Raw genomic sequence first — 20,777 nt, forward strand, 5'->3', positions numbered from 1 at the left:
GAGGGCGACTAGGCAATTTGGGGACGTGACGTGGCGAAAATCACGCTGATCGGCTTGGATGTGGGCACGACGGCCACCAAGGCGGTGCTGATCGACGAGGCGGGGGAGCGATTGGCGGCGTTTGCGCATCCGCATGCGACCAGCCGGCCGCAGGAAGGCCATGCCGAGCAGGACCCGCGCGATTGGATGGCCGGCGTGCTGGGGGCGCTGGATGCTTTTTCGCAGGGGCATGATCTGAGCGGGCTCAAAGCGATCGGCATTTGCAGCCAGGTCAATAGCCATGTGTTCGTGGATGGGGCAGGCACGCCGCTGCTGCCGGCGATTATCTGGCAGGATGGGCGTTCGGCGCCGGATGCAGCTGCCCTGGATGGGCAGGTGAGTGCGGACCAGAAAATCGGCTGGTTTGGCACGCCGATGCCGATTGATGCGAGCCATGCGCTGTCGCGGATGGCGCATGTGCGGCGAATGCATCCGGACATTTATGCGCGCACGCGCCATGTGCTGGCGCCCAAGGATTATTGTATTTTGCAGCTGACCGGGGCGGTGTTGAGCGACCCCATTGCGGCGGTGGGGCTGGTGGATGGAAGGGGCGATTATGTCGCCGAGCTGCTGGCGCTGGTGCCGCGGGCGGCGGAGCTATTGCCGCCGCTGGCGAGCTTTACGACGATTGCGGGCACGGTGCGGGCAGGACTGCCTTGTGCCGGCGTGCCGGTTGTTGTCGGGGCAATGGATGCCTGGGGCGGCATGTTCGGGGTGGGCGTGGTGGCCAATGGGGACGCCATGTATCAGAGCGGCACCAGCGATGTGCCGGGGATTGTCTCGAGCACGATTGTGCCCACGCCGGGAGTGATCCTCTTTCCGCCCTATGAGGGGGTGGTGATGCATGCGGCGCCCACCCAATCGGGCGGGGCGGCGCTGGGGTGGATCGCGGGCGTGTTGGGGCGGACGCCAGCCGAGGTAGCGGCTTTGGGTGCGAGTGCGACGCCGGGGCCATCGGTGCCGCTGTTTTTGCCGCATTTGCGGGGGGAGCGGGCGCCGCTGTGGGATAGCGCGTCGCGGGGAGTATTTGCGCGGCTCGATCCGGGGTCGGGGGCGGCGGAAATGGCGCGGGCAGTGATGGAGGGCGTAGCCTATGCCGGGCGCTGGGCGTTCGAGGCGCTGTATCGCTCGGCGGCGGTGGACCCGGCGGTGATCAATATTGGGGGCGGCGGGTCGCTATCCGATGGCTGGTGCCAGATACGGGCGGATGTGTTGGGCAAGCCCCTGCGGCGCTGCGTGGCGCCGGAATCTGCGGCGCTGGGAGCGGCGATTTTAGCGGGACAAGCGAGCGGGATTGGGGGAACGCTGACGGAAGCAGTGCGGCAACTCGTGCGGTATGACCGGGTATTCGAGCCGAATGGCGCGGTGGCGGGCTACCATGCCGACCGGTTTGGTCATTATCAGGCGCTGTATGCGGATTTGCGGGTTTTTAATACGCGGTTTTAGTTCGCACGCTGAGCCACCCTTCTCCCCTTGTGGGAGAAGGTGCCCAAGGGCGGATGAGGGGGCTTAGCGCCCCGTCCCGATCATCTCTGCGGCTTTTGAGCCGATCGCCATGGCGGGGGCATTGGTATTCCCCGAGACGATAGCGGGCATGATCGAGCAGTCGATAACGCGCAGACCATCCACGCCGCGCAAGCGCAGGCGCTCGTCGACGACGGCCATGGGGTCACTGTCGGGCCCCATGCGAGCGGTGCCGACGGGGTGGTAATTGGTTTTGACGGTCTGGCCGGCGAAGCGGGCGAGGTCTTCCTCGGCGGTAACGGCGGGGCCGGGCAGGAGTTCTTCGGCGATCTTGGATTTGAAAGGCTCGGTGGCGAGCAATTGGCGGGCGACGGCGAGCGATGCCAATGTCAGCCGCAGATCGTCGGCATGACCGAAGAAGTTGCAATCGACCAGTGGCTGATCCCCGGGATTGGCCGAGCGCAGCTTGACGCTGCCGCGCGCCTTGGGGCGGAGCAGGCAGGAGGTGAAGGTGACGCCATAGGTGGGCTTGGCGGAGGAGACGTCACGGTCGAGATACACGATTGGCGCGCAATAGAGCTGGATGGTGGGGCGGTCGCCGCCGTCGGGATCGTAGAACAGGCAGGCTTCGATGCCGGTGGTGGTGACGGGGCCCGAATTGAACAGCAGATATTGCAACCCGTTGCGGATCATGGGCCAGCCCTTGTCCTGGCCGAAATAGCCGGACTTGGCTTTGGTGGTGGCGATGATGGGGACTTCGTGATGGTCCTGCAGATTGGCGCCGACGCCGGGCAGGTCGGCGGCAACGGATATGCCGTGTTCGCGCAGGTGATCGGCAGAGCCGATGCCGGACAGCATGAGCAATTTGGCGGTGTTGTAGGTGCCGGCGCCGATCAGCACTTCGCGGTCGGCGTGGACGGTGTGGGTCGTGCCGTCCTTGGAATAGGCGAGGCCGATGGCGCGGTTGTTGTCGATGATGATGCGGTCGACGCGGGCGCCGGTGATGATGGTGAGGCGCCCGTCTTTGCGTAGCGGATCGAGGAAGGCTTTTTTGGCGTCGGAGCGGGCCTTGTGGCGATTCCAGAGGCCATAGGTGTGCTGCATGATGCCGACGCCGTTCTGCCGGACGCCGTTGAAATCGGGATTATAGGCATGGCCCAGGCCCTGGGCGGCGAGCAGGAAATCTTCGGTCGTGTCGCAAATCTGGCCGGGCTCGGAGACGCGCAAATTGCCGGCAATGCCGTGATAGACATTGTTGAAGCGCGTATTGGCTTCGATGTTTTTGAAGTGGGGGAGCAGGTCGGTGTAAGACCAGGCGCCGGTATTGCCCAGGCTCGTCGCCCAGCCGTCGTAATCTTCGCGCTGGCCGCGCATATAGACCATGGCATTGACCGCGCTGCCGCCGCCCAGTGCCTTGGCGACCGGCACGATGGGGCCGCGCCCGCCGAGCTGCGGTTGGGGGACGGTATGGTGCATTTCGAGGAAATCCTCGCGCGCCAGATATTTCATATAGCCGGCGGGGAAATCCATGAGGCGGGCGGTCTTGGCGGGGCCGCGCTCGATGATGAGCACGGAGCAGCCGAAATCGCGCACGAGGCGCATGGCCGCGACTGAAGCGGCCGAGCCGCCGCCGGCAATGATGAAATCGTAGCTGGACGCCAAGGCCAGGTCCCCTCCGCCGGATTGTTCCCGCGCTTTTGGGGCGCACTATTGCAGAGCGGGGAAACGGGGGCTAGCGCCGAGTTTTCGCTTTCGACAGGCTGGTTTGTCGGGCTAGTCTGCCCGCCAAAGACGGGGGAACCGCCGATGCAGAAGATTATCGCCGAACTCGAGGATAAACGCGCACAGGCGCGGCTCGGCGGGGGGCAGAGGCGGATCGACGCGCAACACGGCAAGGGCAAGCTGACGGCGCGGGAGCGGCTCGATGTGCTGCTCGATGCGGGCAGTTTTGAAGAATACGACATGTTCGTCACCCATCGGGCAGTGGATTTCGGCATGGCCGAGACGATCATCCCCGGCGACGGGGTGGTGACCGGCTGGGGCACGATCGAGGGGCGGCTGGTCTATGTGTTCAGCCAGGATTTTACCGTGTTCGGTGGCTCGCTGAGCGAGACCCATGCCAAAAAGATCTGCAAGATCATGGATCTGGCCATGCAGAATGGGGCGCCGGTGATTGGGCTCAATGATTCTGGCGGCGCGCGTATTCAGGAGGGGGTGGCCTCGCTTGGGGGCTATGCCGATGTGTTCTGGCGCAATGCGCAGGCCTCGGGCGCGGTGCCGCAGATTTCGGTGATCATGGGGCCCTGTGCGGGCGGGGCGGTCTATTCGCCGGCGATGACCGACTTCATTTATATGGTCAAGGACACCAGCTACATGTTCGTCACCGGCCCAGACGTGGTCAAGACGGTGACCAATGAGAGTGTGACGCAGGAGGAACTGGGCGGGGCTTCGACGCATACCAAGATTTCCTCGGTGGCGGATGCCGCCTTCGACAATGACATCGAAACCCTGCTCGAAGTGCGGCGGCTGTTCGGGTTTCTGCCGTTGGCCTATGGGCAGAAGCCGCCGCGCGTGGCCACGGACGATCCGGTCGAGCGGGGCGATGTGAGCCTTGATACGATCATCCCCGACAGCGCCAACAAGCCCTATGACATGCGCGAGGTGATCGAGAAAGTCGCCGACGAGGGGGATTTTCTGGAACTGCAGAAAGAGCATGCCGGCAATATTCTGGTCGGCTTTATCCGGCTCGATGGCGAAACGGTGGGTGTGGTGGCCAATCAGCCGCTGGTGCTGGCGGGGTGTCTGGATATCAATGCCAGTAAGAAAGCGGCGCGGTTTATCCGCTTCTGCGACAGCTTTGATATTCCCATCCTGACCTTTGTCGATGTGCCCGGATTTCTGCCCGGCGTGGCGCAGGAATACGGCGGCATCATCAAGCACGGCGCCAAGCTGCTCTTCGCCTATTCGGAGGCGAGCGTGCCGCTAGTGACGGTGATCACCCGCAAGGCCTATGGCGGGGCCTATGACGTGATGGCGAGCAAGCACATCAAGGCGGATGTGAACTATGCCTGGCCGTCGGCTGAGATCGCTGTGATGGGGGCCAAGGGAGCGACGGAAATCCTGTATCGCTCCGAGCTGGGCGACAAGGACAAGATCGCCAAGCGCACAGCAGACTACGAATCCCGCTTCGCCAATCCCTTCGTCGCAGCCGAGCGCGGGTTCATTGACGATGTGATCATGCCGCATGGCACGCGGCGGCGGGTCATAAGGGCGCTCTCGACGCTAAAGCACAAGCGCAGCGAAGGGCCGAAGAAGAAGCATGGGAATATTCCGCTGTGATAGTGGAATATTATTCTACCGCATCACCCCGGCTTATTCTGAAAGCAAAGAAGATTGGCGAAAAATTTGGCGTCTCGTTGGACGATGCTTGGTGTGATCACGCCGCTCGGACCACGACGCTTAGAAGTGATTTTCCAGAACTGAACGCGAAATACGCGACTGAGGTGGGCAATGGCGTATTTCACTTAGATCTCGCTCAGATGTGGTTCTCACTGATGGCGGAGGCGTGCTTTGTGGCCGCGGTATCACAAGCCAACCCTGGCAATGCACCGTCCGCTCTGGTGCTGGCCGCAAGCTCAATCTGCGGCAAGACAGGGTCTGATCTCTTGGCGATCAGAATGCTCGTGTCCGAAAGTCTGTGTGAACAAGCCAAGCAAATCACGCGATCTATGTCAGAAGGAATTGACGTTCTTAGCCGTGTTACCGTCGATCATGCATTTTGCACGGCCTATTTGGACTGCCACGACTCGGACCAACAAAATCGCTTTTGGCATAAGTACGTGGCCAGAGGAAAGACGCGAGATTTTGTTTATTCACTAGTTCGAAGTGCACTGGGGCGCGAGTTGGTAAATCTAGAGTATCGATCTGCAGAAGAAAAAATTCTATCTGCGGCATCCCACCCTTCTTACTATTCGGGCTTTTCAAGCTTGTTTCCGCATCATAACCCCATCGAAGAAGGCGAGTTGATAGGAAGGGTGCGCGCGCAATCCAAGCGGACACTCGCCTACGTAAATTATCGATGTGCTGAATATGCCATTTTTGACGGTCATATCTCTCGTGCGACCGAGAATATGTGCAATGCAAGTCCTCAGATTGTTGAGGCGTACGATACTACCGCTCTAAAAAACGAGTGTCGCTGTTTGCGTGAAATCGTCGACACTGTGGGAAGGCAACTCTTCTTGGAAGACACTGTGTACGAACCCCAAGGTGGCAAGCAAAAAGCATGATCACAAAACTCCTCATCGCCAATCGCGGCGAGATTGCCTGCCGGGTCATCAAAACCGCCAAGCGGATGGGTATTGCGACGGTCGCGATCTATTCCGATGCGGATCGGGAGGCGCTGCATGTGCGCATGGCCGACGAAGCGGTGCATATTGGGGCTTCGCCGGCCAAGGACAGCTATCTGCAGATTGATAAGATCATTGCGGCTTGCCGGGAGACGGGCGCGGAGGCGGTGCATCCGGGTTATGGGTTTTTGAGCGAGAATCCCAAATTTGCCGAGGCGCTGGCGGCGGCGGGGATCATCTTTGTCGGGCCGCCGGTGAAAGCCATCGAGGCGATGGGGGACAAGATTACCTCCAAGCGCATCGCAGCGGAGGCCGGGGTTTCGACTGTGCCGGGGCACATGGGGCTGATCGCCGATGCGGCGGAGGCGGTGTCGATTGCCAAGGAGATTGGCTATCCGGTGATGATCAAGGCCTCGGCCGGTGGCGGTGGCAAGGGCATGCGGATTGCCTGGAACGATGCGGAGGCGCGCGAAGGGTTTGAGCGGAGCAAGTCGGAGGCGGCGAGCTCGTTCGGGGATGACCGGATTTTTATCGAGAAATTCGTGACCGATCCGCGCCATATCGAAATCCAGCTGATCGGGGATAGTCACGGCAACGTACTCTATCTCAATGAGCGGGAATGCTCGATTCAGCGGCGCAATCAGAAGGTGATCGAGGAAGCGCCGAGCCCGTTTCTGGATGCACAGACGCGTCGGGCGATGGGCGAGCAGGCGGTGGCCCTGGCCAAGGCCGTCGGCTACCAGAGCGCGGGGACGGTGGAATTCATCGTCGATAACCAGCGCAATTTCTATTTCCTCGAAATGAATACGCGGTTGCAGGTGGAGCATCCGGTGACCGAGCTGATCACCGGGCTCGATCTGGTGGAGCTGATGCTGCGCGTGGCCAATGGCGAGGCGCTGCCGCTGGGCCAGGATGAGGTGAAGCTGAATGGCTGGGCCATTGAAAGCCGGCTTTATGCGGAGGACCCGTATCGGAATTTTCTGCCATCGACCGGGCGGCTGACGCGGTATCGGCCGCCGGTGGAAAGTAGCGATGCGGCTCTGGTGGTGCGCAACGACACCGGAGTGTTCGAGGGCGGGGAGATTTCCACCTTTTACGATCCGATGATCGCCAAGCTGTGCACCTGGGCGCCCAGCCGGATCGAGGCGATCGACGCCATGGCGACGGCGCTGGACAGTTTTGAGGTCGAGGGGGTGGGCAACAACCTGCCCTTCCTGTCGACGGTGATGGACCAGGAGCGGTTCCGCGAGGGGCGGCTGACCACGGGCTATATCGCCGAGGAATTTCCCGAAGGCTTTACCGGCGCGGTGCTGCCGCGCGGGCGGGTGTTTGAAGTCGCCGCGGTGGCGGCGATGATGCAATTGGTGTTGGAGGAACGCAAAGGGCAGGTTACCCGCACGCCGCTGGGCCATTCCACCGAGGTTTATGGCGAGTGGGTGGTGGTGATCGCGGGCGAACAGGTGCCGCTCAAGCTGCATCGGCTGGACCCCGAGGGAAGCTGGGAACTCAACCTGTTCGATCAGGCGGCGATGGCCGAGCGGTTCGACTGGGCGCCGGGGCGTACCATCGCGCGGATCGAATGGGCGGGCGGGGCGGCCAGTGTCGTCAAGGTCAATCGGACGACGTCGGGGTTCCGCATTCGGTATTGCGGGGCGGATCTGAAGGTGATGGTGGTGCGGCCGCATGTGGCGCGGCTGCTGTCGCTGATGCCGGTCAAGGTACCGCCCGACATGAGCAAGTTCCTGCTGTGCCCGATGCCGGGGCAGGTGGTGCGGATCGATGTGGCGGTAGGCGATGTCGTCGAGGATGGGCAGACGCTGGCCATTGTCGAGGCGATGAAGATGGAAAACGTGCTTAAGGCGCAGAAGCGGGCGCGGGTGAGCAAGGTGCATGTGGTGCCGGGGGCGGTGCTGGCGGTGGATCAGGTGATGATCGAGTTTGAGGGAGTGTAGTGGTGCCCACTAATTTCGCCCATTGGGCCGCACTCGCTCAAAAGGAACTCCGCGACGTCCCGCTCTCCTCGCTCGATCGCGATTATGGCGGCATCCCGGTAAAACCCGTCTATTTCGGCGAGGGCGCGGAAATTCCCGGGGTCGAGCCGTTTACCCGCGGCGTGCGGGCGACGATGTATGCCAACCGTCCTTGGACCATCCGGCAATATGCCGGTTTCTCCACCGCGCGGGAGAGCAATGCGTTTTATCGGCAGGCGCTGGAGAAGGGGCAGAAGGGGCTGTCTGTCGCCTTCGATCTAGCGACGCATCGGGGCTATGACAGTGACCATCCGCGGGTGATGGGCGATGTCGGCAAGGCCGGGGTGGCGATCGACACAGTGGAGGACATGAAGCAGCTGTTTGACGGGATTCCGCTCGATCAGATGAGTGTGTCCATGACCATGAACGGGGCAGTGATCCCGGTGCTGGCCATGTTTATCGTGGCGGCGGAAGAGCAGGGGGTGAGCCAGGCCAAGCTTGAGGGAACGATCCAGAACGACATTCTCAAGGAGTTCATGGTTCGTAACACTTACATCTATCCGCCTGAGCCCTCGATGCGGATTGTGGGCGATATCATCGCGCATACGGCGCGCAGCATGCCCAAATTCAACTCGATTTCGATCTCGGGCTATCACATGCATGAGGCGGGAGCGACCGCCGTGCAGGAGCTGGCCTATACGCTGGCCGATGGCGTGGAATATGTGCGGGCGGCGCAGGCGCGGGGGCTGGATATCGATGCTTTTGCCGGGCGGCTGAGCTTCTTTTTCGGCATTGGCATGAACTTCTTTCTGGAGTTGGCCAAGCTGCGCGCGGCGCGGCAGCTGTGGAGCGAGATCATGACCGGACTGGGGGCGAAGGACCCGCGCAGCAAGATGCTGCGCACCCATTGCCAGACTTCGGGCGTGTCGCTGACCGAGCAGGACCCGCATAATAATGTGATCCGCACGACCATCGAGGCGCTGGCGGCGGTGTTGGGCGGCACGCAGAGCCTCCACACCAATTCGTTTGATGAGGCGATTGCGCTGCCGACCGAATTTTCGAGCCGGCTGGCGCGTAATACGCAATTGATTTTGCAGCATGAAAGCCGGGTGACTGACGTGGTCGATCCGCTAGGCGGGTCTTATTACATCGAGGCGCTGACGGCGGAATTGGTGAATGGGGCGAAGCTGCTGATCGGGGAAGCCGAAATGGCCGGGGGGATGACGCAGGCGGTGCAGGCCGGTGGGCCGAAACTGGCCATCGAGACGGCGGCGGCGCTGCGGCAGGCGCGGGTGGACCGGGGCGAGGATGTGATTGTCGGGGTCAATCGTTACCGGCCCGACACCGAGGACGCCATCGAGATCAGAGAGATCGACAATGCCAAGGTGCGGGCCGAGCAGATTGCGCAACTGGAGCGGGTGCGGGCGAGCCGGGACGAGATCAAATGCCAGCAAATGCTATCGGGTCTGCGCGAATTTGCCGCCAAGGATGAGGGCAATTTGCTGGAAGCCGCGATAGAGGCGGCGCGGGCGCGGGCGAGCTTGGGCGAGATCAGTCAGGCGATGGAGGATGTGTTCGGGCGGCACGCGGCGGTGACGCGGGTGATTTCGGGGGTCTATGGCGCCAGCTATGGCGATGATCCGGAATTTTCCGCCATTGTCGGGCGGATCGATGCGTTCAAGTCCGCGCGGGGGCGGGCGCCCTCGATCTTTATCGCCAAGATGGGGCAGGACGGGCATGACCGCGGCGCCAAGGTGATCGCCTCGGCCTTCGCCGATCTGGGCTTTGCCGTGCATATGGGCGAGCTGTTCGAGACAGCGCCCGAAGTGGCGGCGCATGCCGATGAGCTGCGGGTGGATGCGGTGGGCGTGTCATCGCTGGCGGCGGGGCACAAGACGCTGGTGCCGGAGCTGATGTCGGCGCTGCGGTACCGCGAATTGGGTGAGGTAACGGTGATCGTGGGCGGGGTCATTCCTGAGCAGGATTATGATTTCCTGTTCGATGCAGGGGTGGCCGAGATTTTCGGACCGGGGACCAATGTGCTGGCAGCCGCTTTTTCGGTGTTGAGCCAGATCGAAGGAAGGCTGAGCAACCGGTGATCGGGCGGCTCAACCATATCGCCATTGCCGTGCCGGACTTGGCGGCGGCGGCGGCGAAATATCGCGATATGCTCGGCGCACAGGTGGGGGCGGTGCAGGTGCTGCCCGAGCATGGCGTGAATGTGGTGTTCATCGACACGGGCAACACCAAAGTGGAATTGCTGGAACCGTTGGGAGAGGGCTCGCCGATCGCCGGGTTTCTAAACAGGAACCCCGGCGGGGGCATGCACCACATGTGCTTTGAGGTACCCGATCTGACTGTGGCAGTGGCGCGGCTGACGGCCGGTGGCGCTCGCGTGCTGGGCGAACCCAGGATCGGCGCCCATGGCAGGCCGGTGGTGTTTCTGCATCCCAAGGACTTTGATGGGACGCTGATTGAGTTGGAAGAGGTTTAGGACCTCAAGCGAAAATCCCCCGATCCTTCGCAACGATTTCCGCTAAAAACTCCGCCACGATACCAACCCTTCGCAATGCGCGCAGGTCTTCGTGGACGACGGTCCAATAGGCGCGGGTGAGGCTGTGCTCGGGCAAGACTGGAACGAGGTTCGGATCACCCTCTGCCATGAAGCCATGCAGGATGCCGATGCCCGCGCCGGCGCGGACGGCCTCGGTTTGGCCCATGGCGGTGGAGACGGACAGGGTCGAGTGCCAATCGGGCAGGAAGGCGCTGGTATAGTCGAGCGAGGCCGAGAAGAGCAGGTCATCAACATAGCCGACGAGGTGGTGGGAGGAGAGGTCGGCTAGCGTTTGCGGCGTGCCGTGGCGGGCCAGGTAGGATTTGGCGGCGTAGAGGCCCAGGCGATAATCGGTGAGTTTGCGGGCGACCAGGCGCCCCTCGCGGGGGCGCTCGAGGGTGACGGCGATGTCGGCTTCGCGGCGGGAGAGCGAGAAGGCGCGGGGGACGGGGACCAGTTCGATGCGCAAGCCCTGATGCCGTTCGGTGAGCTGGCCGATGCGCGGGGCCAGGAAAGCGACGCCGAAGCCGTCGGGCGCGCCGACGCGGACTATGCCTTCGATGGCGCTATCGGCCCCGGCGGTCTGGCTGGCGGCGAGCATGGCGCTTTCCATGGCTTCGGCGTGGGCGAGGAAGCGTTCGCCGGCGCCGGAGAGGTCCGAGCCATTGGTTTTGCGGGTGAAGAGCGTGCTGCCCAGGGCGGTTTCGAGTGCGGTAAGGCGGCGGGCGACGGTGGCGTGATTGAGGCCCAGGCTGCGTGCAGCACCCAGGATCTGGCCGTGGCGGGCGACGGCTAGGAATATCCGGACATCGTCCCAGTTCACGGTGCTTCAACTCCTGCACAGCAGATGCGAAATCTATCGCGTTGAGTTGCGTGGATTATAGCGCGAAGACTGCTCTCACAACAAGGGAGAGCCTTATGCGCATTATCGGCCATTTCATCGACGGCGTGGAAACAGCGGGCGAGAGCAAGCAATTTCAGGATGTGTTCAATCCGGCGACGGGTGATGTGCAGGCGCAGGTGGCGCTGGCCAATGCGGCTGATCTCAATGCAGCGGTAGCGTCGGCGGCAGCGGCGCAGCCCAAGTGGGCGGCGACCAATCCGCAGCGGCGGGCGCGGGTGTTTTTCAATTTCGTGGCGCTGATCAATCGCGACATGGACGAGCTCGCCACCCTGCTCAGCACCGAGCATGGCAAGACGGTGGATGACGCCAAGGGCGACATCCTGCGCGGGCTGGAAGTGGCGGAATTTGTGGCCGGGGCGCCGCATCTGCTCAAGGGTGAGTTCACCGAAGGGGCCGGGCCGGGGATCGATATGTATTCGATGCGCCAGCCGGTAGGGATCGGGGCGGGCATCACTCCGTTCAACTTCCCGGCGATGATCCCGCTCTGGATGCTGGCGCCGGCCGTTGCGGCGGGCAATGCGTTTATTCTCAAGCCCTCCGAGCGTGACCCATCAGTGCCGGTGCGGCTGGCGCAGCTGGCGCTGGAGGCGGGCCTGCCCAAGGGCATCCTCAATGTCGTGCATGGCGGCAAGTCGGTGGTCGATGGGATATTGGCGCATGACGATATTGCGGCTGTGTCCTTTGTCGGCTCGACCCCGATTGCCCGGTATGTCTATGGCACGGCGGCGGCGAACGGGAAGCGTGTGCAGGCTTTTGGCGGCGCCAAGAACCACATGATCATCATGCCGGATGCCGATATCGAAAAGGCGGCCGATGCGCTGATGGGGGCTGGTTTTGGCTCGGCGGGCGAGCGCTGCATGGCCGTATCGGTGGCGGTGCCAGTGGGCGAAGCAACGGCGGACCGGATCGTTGCGGCGCTCAAGCCGCGCATCGAAAAGCTCAAGGTTGGGCCGGCGACGGACAAGGCCAGCGAAATGGGCCCGGTGATCACCAAGGCGGCCAAGGAGCGGATTCTGGGCCTCGTGGAAAAGGGCGTGGAGCAGGGGGCGACGCTGGCCGTGGACGGCCGGGGTTTCAGCCTCCAGGGCTATGAAGACGGCTATTTTGTTGGGCCGACGCTGTTCGACAATGTCACCGCCGAGATGGATATCTACAAGGAAGAGATTTTCGGGCCGGTGCTGTCTGTGGTGCGCTCCAAGACCTATGAGGATGCGCTCAAGCTGACCATGGACAATCCCTATGGCAATGGCACGGCGATCTTCACGCAGAATGGCGATGCGGCGCGCGATTTTGCCAGCCGGGTCAATGTGGGCATGGTGGGCATCAATGTGCCGGTGCCGGTACCGCTGGCCTATCACAGCTTTGGGGGCTGGAAGGCATCAGCGTTTGGCGATTTGAACCAGCATGGCATGGATTCGATCAAGTTCTGGACGCGCACCAAGACCGTGACGAGCCGCTGGCCGTCTGGGATCAAGGATGGGGCGGAGTTCCAGATGCCGACGATGAAGTAGGAGGTGGAGGCTCGGCCCTTTGGGGGGAGTTGAGATCGCAGACCCCCTCCCTTCCCTCCCCGCAAGGGGGAGGGTGACATCGAGTCTGGGGCAGCGTGTTGCCACGTCCTGTGAAGTGCTTGGCACTATTTCGCCCACCCACAGGGTTCACCCTCCCCTTGATGGGGAGGGCAGGGAGGGGTGGCGGGAGCCACGGTTTTGTGGACACGCTCGGTGTCATTCCGGCGGAGGCCGGAATCCATTCTGAAGGCCATCTACGACATCGTATTTGGGGATGGTCCACAGCATGGATTCCGGCCTCCGCCGGAATGACATCGTGGGTGGGGTGGGCTCGGTGCCACGACCTCGTGGTTCGACGGGCTCACCATGAGGTCTACTGGGGCGAAAATCCCGTACCCTACATATTCCCGTACATTGGACCCTCACCGCCCTGTGGCGGCACCCAGGTAATGTTCTGGTTGGGGTCTTTGATGTCGCAGGTTTTGCAGTGGACGCAATTGGCGGCATTGATCTGGAAGCGGGGGCCGGTGGGCTCCTCGATCCATTCATAGACGCCGGCGGGGCAATAGCGGGCTGACGGGCCGGCATAGATATCGTGTTCGGATGATTTTTGCAGCGCGGTATCGGCGACCAGCAAATGGCTGGGCTGGTCTTCGCTGTGATTGGTGTTGGAAATGAACACCGAGGCCAGGCGGTCGAAGGTCAGCACGCCATCGGGCTTGGGATAGGCGATGGGCTGGTGGGCGCTGGCGGGGTCGAGCGTGGCGGAATCGGGCTTGCCATGGCCGAGCGTGCCGAAGGGGGACCAGCCGTTGAGCAGGGTGGTCAGCCACATGTCGATACCGGCCAGCGCTATGCCGGCAATGATGCCGAAGCGGGACCAGAGCGGCTTGACGTTGCGGACGAGATTGAGGTCGCGGCCGATGGGGCCGCTGCGCCAATTGGCTTCGTATTCCGTCAATTCATCGCCGGAGCGGTCGGCGCCGAGGGCGGCCAGGGCCGCGTCGGCGGCTTCGATGCCCGAGAGCACGGCATTGTGGCTGCCCTTGATGCGCGGCAGATTGGTGAAGCCGGCGGCGCAGCCGAGTAGCGCTCCGCCGGGGAAGGTTAGCTTGGGCACCGATTGATAGCCGCCCTCGGTGATGGCGCGGGCGCCATAGCTGATCCTGGTGGCGCCGGCGAAGGTTTTGGCGATGGTCGGATGGGTCTTGAAGCGCTGGAATTCTTCGTAGGGCGAGAGGTAGGGATTGGCGTAATCGAGGTGGACGACGAGGCCCACGGCGACCTTGTTGTCCTCCAGGTGATAGAGGAAGCTGCCGCCGCCAGTGCTGTTATCGAGGGGCCAGCCGAAGCTGTGCTGGACGAGGCCCTTCTGGTGCTGCTCGGGCGCGACTTCCCAGATTTCCTTGAGGCCGAGGCCAAATTTGGGGGGCTCATGGCCTTGATCGAGCCCGAAACGGGCGATGGCCAGCTTGCTCAATGAGCCGCGGGCGCCTTCGGCCAGCAGCACATATTTGCCGAGCAGGGCCATGCCTCGGGCGAAATTGGGGCCGGGCGTGCCGTCGCGTTCGAGGCCCATATCGCCGGTGGCTACGCCGATGACGGCGCCCTTGTCATAGAGCAATTCGGCGGCGGCGAAGCCGGGATAGATTTCGACGCCGAGCGCCATGGCCTTGTCGGCCAGCCAGCGGCAGACTTCGCCCAGCGAGACGATGAAATTGCCGTGGTTATGCATCAGCGGCGGCATGAGGCGCATCAGCCAGGCGGGGATGGCGGTGGCGCTGGTCTGGCCGAGGAAGAGGAAGCGATCCTGGGTGACCGGCGTGCGGAAGGGGTGGCCGGGTTCGTCGCGCCAGCCGGGCAGCAGGGCATCTATGCCGATGGGGTCGACGACGGCACCCGAGATGATGTGCGCGCCGACCTCGGCGCCTTTTTCGAGCACGACGACGGCTAGATCAGGATTGTTCTGTTTGAGGCGGATGGCGGCGGCCAGGCCGGCCGGGCCGGCGCCGACGATGACGACGTCGAATGCCATGCTTTCGCGGTCATCCAGACCCCCCGTGTCAGCCATCCCAACCTGTTCCCGCAACTGTTCTCAACGCTGCCCAATTAGCAGCAATGGGACCGCTTGGCCCGTATTTTTTGCGCCTTCTGGCATAGCGCTGCGGCGGGAAGAAAAACTTCGTTGGGCGGGGGTGAATGGGCGCGTACCATTGACCGGTCTGCCTTTGTGTTTCCCTGCTGAGAGTTTTTCATGTCTGATGCTGCCGCGCCCGAACGGGTCATTGATGTTCGCACATTCTGGCAGGCGGTGGGTCTGCGGGCGGTGGGCACTGCCATTGTTACGGCCGAGGCCGACGACGGTCCGCGGGGTTTTCTGGCGCTGTCGGCAACGCATTTATCGGCCGAGCCGCCGCTGATGATGATCTCGGTCGACAAGAAAACCTCGGCGTTGCAGACCATTCTCGATGCCGGGCATTTTGCCATCAATTATCTGGCAAGTGGGCAGGCGGACCTGGCAGGGCCGTTTGGCGGCAAGGGCGAGCTCAAGGGCGCGGATCGGTTTCAGTTGGGGCACTGGGGCAGGCTGGCAACGGGGGCGCCGGTGCTGGACGGGGCGGCCGGGGTGATCGATTGCCGGGTTGAGGAAGTGATCGAGCGGTTCGGCACGGCGATCATTCTGGGCCGGGTGGTGGACTTCAGTGCGACGCCGGATGTGACGCCGCTAGTGTCCTACAAAGGCGGAACTCTGTGACTCTACCGGCCTAAATTGCCGTCAGGGCTTGCATTGCTCAAAAAACGCAAATATTGCGTAGATAGGCAATCCTGCTCATCGGAATCGCGAAGTGGCCCCGCAGCGGCGCGCAAACCAGTCAGACATAGCCGAGCGCCTTGGTGTTTCGGTGAGCACGGTGTCGCGCGCGCTGGCCAATGAAATCGGCATTAGCGACGCGGTGCGGCGCGATGTGCAGCGCATGGCGCGGGCGCTGGGCTATAAGAGCAAGCATACCAATGGCCAAGCCGCCGGCGATAAGCGCGCGGTGGCACTGGTGCCGCTGGGGAGCGCGACGAGCGGGTTATCGGGGTTCTATTTCGGGATTCTGGAAGGCATGCGGGCGCAGGCCGCCGAAATGGGCATGGTGCTCGATGTGCGGCTGGTCAATGAAGCGGTGGTGACGCTGGATCTGATCAAGAAGCAGATGGCCCAGACCGATGCGGAAGGCGTGTTGCTGGCGGGGATCGACGCCTGGGATGGGCTGGTGCAATGGGCCGATGAGACCGATAGTTCGGTGGTGCTGGTCAATGGTGCGGACCCCAAAATGCAGGTCAGTGGCGCGGCTCCGGCCAATTTCTACGGCGCCTTCATGGCGACGCAGCGGCTAATCGATGCCGGGCATAGGCGCATCTTGCATTATGGGCAAAAGAGCCGGCCGACATTGCTACAGCGGCAGCGCGGCTTTCAGGCAGCGATTGCGGCAAATCCGGGTGTGACCGGGACAGTCGTTTATGGCGCGGAGTGCCGGACCGAGCAGCTTTTGGCCGATGTGCTGGCCGGTGTGCATGACGTGACGGCTGTTTTCAGCTGGAATGATATCGCGGCGGTGGAGATGCTTGAGGGGCTCTATGCGGCCGATAGCCCGCTGGTCGAGGGCTTTTCGATCATCGGGTTTGACGACCTGCCGATTGCCGGCATGGCGACGCCGCGGCTGAGCACGATACGGGTGGATCGCGAGGCGATTGGGCGCTCGGCCGTGCGGCTGCTGGTGCAGCATATGGATGGCGAGCGGGCCGTGCTGCAGGTGGAAACCGGCGTCAGCATGGTGGCCGGCGAGACTGTGTTCTCGATCTAAATCAGCGTTCTGATTTCAAAATTCATCATCACCTTTTGGGTGCACGGGACGGGTTTTCCACACTCGTACCGGGCCATCCCTTTGGCTTTTCGACGAAAAATGAACAAATTTGCGTAATTTGCGCTATTTGCGCAAAGTGCTTGATTTTGCAAATCTTGTGAAATAGCGTGGCCCTCGTTGAACTCGGCAAAAAGATCGCGTTGAGCGACGGATGTCCGGGTTGAGTATGCAGGAGGGCGGCTTGGATTTGCGGCGCTGGAACGTCAAACATGTTCGCATGACGCTCGACGGCGCGGCTGCCTTTGTCCCGTTTGCGCGTGATGTTGCTGAAATTCGGGCGCAGGTGGGATCGCAGGCTATCGAGGCTTTGCTCGAAAGCGCCCGTGCCGATATCGGCGCTGACATTCCGGCACTGCCGGCCGAACTTTACCTTGAATATCAGCGCACCGGGCGGCGCGAGGGCTATGAAGATGCCCAGCGAGCGCGGCGCAATATGCTCTATCGGCTGACGCTGACTGAATGGCTGGAGCAGAGCGGGGAATTTGTAGCGGCGGCCGAGAACCTGCTGTGGGCGCGGCTGGAAGAGACCAATTGGGCTTGGCCGGCGCATGCGCGAACACTGGATTTTCCGGATCGACCGACGGTTGATCTGGCGGCGGCGATGAGCGGGCTTGATCTGGCCGAGGCCGATTACCTGCTGGGCGACAAGCTCTCTCCCCAATTGCGCGCCCGCATTCGCAGCGAGACCAATCGGCGGACCATTGCTCCGTTCCTTGAGCGCAATGATCATTGGTGGCTGCATACGACGCCGGCCAAGCAGGTCAACAACTGGACCGCCGTGTGCGTGGCCGGTGTGGTTGGCGCGGCGTGTTATTTCGAGACGGATCTCGATCGGCTCGCCGAAATCATCACGCGCGGGCTGCATAGCCTGGCGGACTATCTGGACACGTTCGACAGCCAGGGCGGCTCGTCCGAGGGGCCGGATTACTGGTCCTATGGCTTTGGCAATTATGTGGTGTTGGCGCATTTGCTGGCAGAGCGGACGGGCGGGCAGATCGATCTGCTGGACTTGCCCATTGTGCGCGAGATTGCGCAATTCCCGGTGCGGACGGTGTTGACGCAGGGTGTGTGGGCGAGCTTTTCGGATTCCGACAGCAATCCCAGTTTTCATCCCGGGCTACTGTCCTATCTGGCCAAGAATCTCGATCTGCCGGCGCTGACCGAATTGGGCACGCGCAATGATTTTGGCGTGCAGATGTTCAACCAGTTCGTCTGGCCGCTGCGCCAATATGCCTGGCCGTTGCCGGACAAAAGCGTGGCTTTTGGGGGAACGCCTCATGACTGGTTCGCCGATATGGGCTGGATGATCTCCCGGCTTGATCCGGCTGATCCCAAATCGCTGCGGCTCGCCATCAAGGGCGGGCATAATGACGAGATGCACAACCAGAACGATGTCGGCTCGTTGATCGTCGTGCAGGGCGGCAAGGTGGTGCTCACCGATCCGGGGCGGGGGCGCTATTCCAAGGCCTATTTCGGGCCTGAACGCTACGCCAATATCATGACCTCCTCGCGCGGCCATTCGGTGCCGGTGGTCAATGGCTTCGAGCAGGCCGAAGGCGCCGAGCGCGCTGCCAAAGTGCTGGTGCACAGCAATGGGGCCGACCGGGACGAGCTGGCGCTGGATATGGCTGCGGCCTATCCGGCCAAGGCGGGCTTGCGCCAATTGCAGCGCAGCGTGTCGTTTGACCGGCATGCGCCGGGCGGACGGATCGCGCTCAGCGATAGTTTCAGTTTCGCCAATGGCGGGGGGATTTTCAATCGGTGCTGGTGACCCCGCTCGCGGTGGATATCGGGACCGAGGAAGTGCGGATCGGCGGGGCCGATGGCGGGGTGAAAGTCCGGTTTGACGCCAGCCAGGTCGAGGTCAGCACGGAGCATCATGCCGGTGTCGAAAAACAATATGCGCCATCGGTCGATCTGACCCGGGTGCTGTTTGCTGTCCGCGGAAGCGCAGCACAAGGAGAAATTGCGCTCGATATCACGCCCATCTGAGGCGCACGTCGAGGCATTGAGGTGCAGGAGGCACGTTTTGCATCCTGTGGGGCGGCAACTCATCGCCGCCCATTCGTGGAGGAATGACCCGGCGCACAAGCTCCGGGCAAGGGAGGACCACAATGAAACAAGACGTCCTGGTTCATCGAACCTTTAAGCGGCCCGGCCGTGGCCTCGCGGGGGCTGTCGCCCTGGCAGCCTTGCTGGCCGCAGCGGCCCCGGCGCTGGCCCAACAGCAATCGCCAATTCTGGATGCGTTGGTGGAAAGCGGTGAATTGCCGCCGGTCGCCGAGCGCCTGCCGACCAATCCGCTGGTGGTGGAGCCGGTAGACAGTGTCGGCACCTATGGCGGCACCTGGCGCTCAGCGCTTCGCGGCGGGCTGGATAATGCCTGGATCGCCCGTACCGTCGCCTACGACGGGCTGGTGCGCTACGACCGCGAATGGAAAGAGATCATTCCCAATCTGGCCGAGAGTTGGGAAGTCAGCGAAGACGCGAAAACCTATACGTTCAAGCTGCGCGAAGGGCTAAAGTGGAATAACGGCAAGCCGTTTACGACCGCCGATATCGAATTTGCCGTGCAGTTGCACAAGGAGCCGACCTATGTCGGACCGGGCGGCTTCCTGCGCAATCCCAATAATCCCGTCGAGCTGGAAGTGGTCGACGAGACGACGTTCAAATTCATCTTTGAAAAGCCCAATGGCGTGCTGATGGATGAATTGGCCAGCGTCAACGGGCTCACCATCGTGTCGCTGAGCAAGGATTATTGCGGGCAGTTCTACCCGCCGATCAATCCGAAAGCCGCTGAAGAAGCCAAGGCCGCCGGGTTCGATACCTGGGAAGCCATGATGCTCAACCGCTGTGCCTGGGCCACGGAAACCATCCGCTGGGCCAACCCGGACCTGCCGTTCATGAACGCGTGGATGGTGAAGGAGCCGCTGACCGGCAGCGCCACCCGCGTCACCTTCGAACGCAATCCCTATTATTGGAAGGTCGATACCGAGGGGAACCAGTTGCCCTATATCGACAACCTCGAAATGCGGGTGTCAGATTCAGTGGAAGAGCTGACGCTGCTTGCCCTCAACGGTCAGATCGATTTCCAGGACCGCCATATCTCGACCGTGGCTAATCAGCCGCTATTCTTTGACGGGCAGGAAGCGGGCGACTACCGCATGGGTGAGGAAATCCAGTCCTCCTCCAACACGATGGTTATCCAGTTCAACCTCAACCACATCGACGCCAAACGCCGCGAGCTGTTCCAGAACAAGGATTTCCGCATCGGCATTTCGCATGCCATCGATCGCGCGGAAATCATCGATGTGGTGTTCACTGGTCAAGGCGAGCCTTTCCAGGTGGCGCCGCGTCCGGAGTCCCCGTTCTACAATGAGACTTATGCCAAGCAGTATACCGAATTCGATCCGGCCTTAGCGGCGCAACATCTCGAAGCGGCCGGCTTGGTCAAGGGCGCTGACGGCATGTACACCTTCGCCGACGGCTCGCCATTGGTGGTCACGATCGACACCATTGCCTCGCTTCGTCCCGAATGGCCCGACATGCTGGAGCTAATTCAGCTGCAGCTTGAAGCCGCAGGGATCAAGCTCGAAATCAATAATATCGACCGCACACTCTATTATGACAAGCGGCCGATCGGCGACTATGACGCCCAGGTCTGGGGCGGCGACGGCGGCCTCGATGTGGTGCAGGAGCCCCGCTACTACATGGCCAACAGCCCGGAATCCGTATGGGCGTTCCGTTGGCAGGCCTGGTTTAACGGCACGACTCCAGACATTGCCGAGGAACCGGCTCCCTGGGCCAAGCAGCAGATGGACCTCTACAACCAACTGCGCGGTGAAGGCGATCCGGCAAAGCGCACCGATCTGATGAAGCAGATCCTGACCATCGGGCAGGAGAACTTCCCGGTGATCGGCGTCAGCCTGCCCGGCAACACCTACTACATTGCCAAGAACAATATGCGGAACATCCCGCAGACCATGTTCCAGGCTTACCTGTTCCCCACCCCTGCACCCTACGATCCATTCCAGTGGTACTTCGCCGCTGAATAGCGCTCCCTCCCCCACCCTCGCGA

The 20,777-nt window shown here is 62.2% G+C and carries 15 protein-coding genes; 12 read left to right on the top strand and 3 right to left on the bottom strand.

The annotated features are described in order from the left end of the window. Nucleotides 1-30 precede the first annotated feature (30 nt). On the top strand, nucleotides 31-1,485 hold the full coding sequence (locus tag N8A98_RS13490; protein WP_262166050.1) for a xylulokinase: 1,455 nt from the start codon (nucleotides 31-33) through the stop codon (nucleotides 1,483-1,485). 63 nt (nucleotides 1,486-1,548) lie between these two features. On the opposite strand, the gene N8A98_RS13495 is transcribed toward N8A98_RS13490, so the two are convergent. Then, nucleotides 1,549-3,165 carry a GMC family oxidoreductase gene (locus N8A98_RS13495; protein ID WP_449240164.1) on the bottom strand — a complete coding sequence of 539 codons (1,617 nt, stop codon included), beginning with the start codon at nucleotides 3,163-3,165 and terminating at the stop codon, nucleotides 1,549-1,551. 144 nt (nucleotides 3,166-3,309) lie between these two features. On the opposite strand from N8A98_RS13495, the gene N8A98_RS13500 reads away from it, so the two are divergent. Genes N8A98_RS13500 through mce form a run of 5 tightly spaced genes read left to right on the top strand, consistent with a single transcriptional unit; the run spans nucleotide 3,310 to nucleotide 10,313 of the window. Continuing rightward, complete coding sequence (locus N8A98_RS13500) at nucleotides 3,310-4,842, top strand: acyl-CoA carboxylase subunit beta (RefSeq protein ID WP_262166052.1); 1,533 nt, start codon at nucleotides 3,310-3,312, stop codon at nucleotides 4,840-4,842. 2 nt (nucleotides 4,843-4,844) lie between these two features. Next, nucleotides 4,845-5,789 carry a hypothetical protein gene (locus N8A98_RS13505; protein ID WP_262166053.1) on the top strand — a complete coding sequence of 315 codons (945 nt, stop codon included), beginning with the start codon at nucleotides 4,845-4,847 and terminating at the stop codon, nucleotides 5,787-5,789. After that, nucleotides 5,786-7,801 (top strand): acetyl-CoA carboxylase biotin carboxylase subunit, encoded by a 2,016-nt coding sequence (locus tag N8A98_RS13510; RefSeq protein WP_262166055.1) that lies wholly within the window; start codon nucleotides 5,786-5,788, stop codon nucleotides 7,799-7,801. The genes N8A98_RS13505 and N8A98_RS13510 overlap by 4 nt, the downstream gene beginning before the upstream one ends. Beyond that, entirely contained in the window at nucleotides 7,801-9,918 is a 2,118-nt protein-coding gene (gene scpA / locus N8A98_RS13515) for a methylmalonyl-CoA mutase (protein WP_390888762.1), read from the top strand. Before N8A98_RS13510 ends, scpA begins: the two co-directional genes overlap by 1 nt. After that, nucleotides 9,915-10,313 (top strand): methylmalonyl-CoA epimerase, encoded by a 399-nt coding sequence (mce, locus tag N8A98_RS13520; protein WP_262166058.1) that lies wholly within the window; start codon nucleotides 9,915-9,917, stop codon nucleotides 10,311-10,313. The genes scpA and mce overlap by 4 nt, the downstream gene beginning before the upstream one ends. Nucleotides 10,314-10,317: 4 nt before the next feature. On the opposite strand, the gene N8A98_RS13525 is transcribed toward mce, so the two are convergent. Further along, nucleotides 10,318-11,196: a LysR family transcriptional regulator gene (locus N8A98_RS13525; RefSeq protein WP_262166060.1), complete on the bottom strand. Its 879-nt coding sequence runs from the start codon at nucleotides 11,194-11,196 to the stop codon at nucleotides 10,318-10,320. A gap of 95 nt (nucleotides 11,197-11,291) precedes the next feature. On the opposite strand from N8A98_RS13525, the gene N8A98_RS13530 reads away from it, so the two are divergent. Next, nucleotides 11,292-12,788 (top strand): CoA-acylating methylmalonate-semialdehyde dehydrogenase, encoded by a 1,497-nt coding sequence (locus N8A98_RS13530; RefSeq protein ID WP_262166061.1) that lies wholly within the window; start codon nucleotides 11,292-11,294, stop codon nucleotides 12,786-12,788. Nucleotides 12,789-13,185: 397 nt separating this feature from the next. On the opposite strand, the gene N8A98_RS13535 is transcribed toward N8A98_RS13530, so the two are convergent. Further along, on the bottom strand, nucleotides 13,186-14,859 hold the full coding sequence (locus N8A98_RS13535) for an electron transfer flavoprotein-ubiquinone oxidoreductase (protein ID WP_262166063.1): 1,674 nt from the start codon (nucleotides 14,857-14,859) through the stop codon (nucleotides 13,186-13,188). 183 nt (nucleotides 14,860-15,042) lie between these two features. On the opposite strand from N8A98_RS13535, the gene N8A98_RS13540 reads away from it, so the two are divergent. From N8A98_RS13540 to N8A98_RS13560, 5 genes are all read left to right on the top strand, one after another. Continuing rightward, the gene (locus N8A98_RS13540; protein WP_262166064.1) at nucleotides 15,043-15,543 is read left to right on the top strand and encodes a flavin reductase family protein; all 501 of its coding nucleotides are present in this window, start codon (nucleotides 15,043-15,045) and stop codon (nucleotides 15,541-15,543) included. 148 nt (nucleotides 15,544-15,691) lie between these two features. Further along, a complete protein-coding gene (locus N8A98_RS13545; protein WP_162740067.1) occupies nucleotides 15,692-16,639 on the top strand; it encodes a LacI family DNA-binding transcriptional regulator in 948 nt (315 codons plus the stop codon). A 241-nt stretch (nucleotides 16,640-16,880) separates the two neighbouring features. After that, nucleotides 16,881-18,470 carry a heparinase II/III domain-containing protein gene (locus N8A98_RS13550; protein WP_262166067.1) on the top strand — a complete coding sequence of 530 codons (1,590 nt, stop codon included), beginning with the start codon at nucleotides 16,881-16,883 and terminating at the stop codon, nucleotides 18,468-18,470. Then, entirely contained in the window at nucleotides 18,461-18,691 is a 231-nt protein-coding gene (locus N8A98_RS13555) for a hypothetical protein (protein ID WP_262166068.1), read from the top strand. Before N8A98_RS13550 ends, N8A98_RS13555 begins: the two co-directional genes overlap by 10 nt. Before the next feature lie 122 nt (nucleotides 18,692-18,813). Beyond that, the gene (locus N8A98_RS13560; RefSeq protein WP_262166071.1) at nucleotides 18,814-20,754 is read left to right on the top strand and encodes an ABC transporter substrate-binding protein; all 1,941 of its coding nucleotides are present in this window, start codon (nucleotides 18,814-18,816) and stop codon (nucleotides 20,752-20,754) included. Nucleotides 20,755-20,777: the final 23 nt, after the last annotated feature.

Source organism: Devosia neptuniae, from assembly GCF_025452235.1.
In the GTDB taxonomy this organism is placed as follows: Bacteria; Pseudomonadota; Alphaproteobacteria; order Rhizobiales; family Devosiaceae; genus Devosia.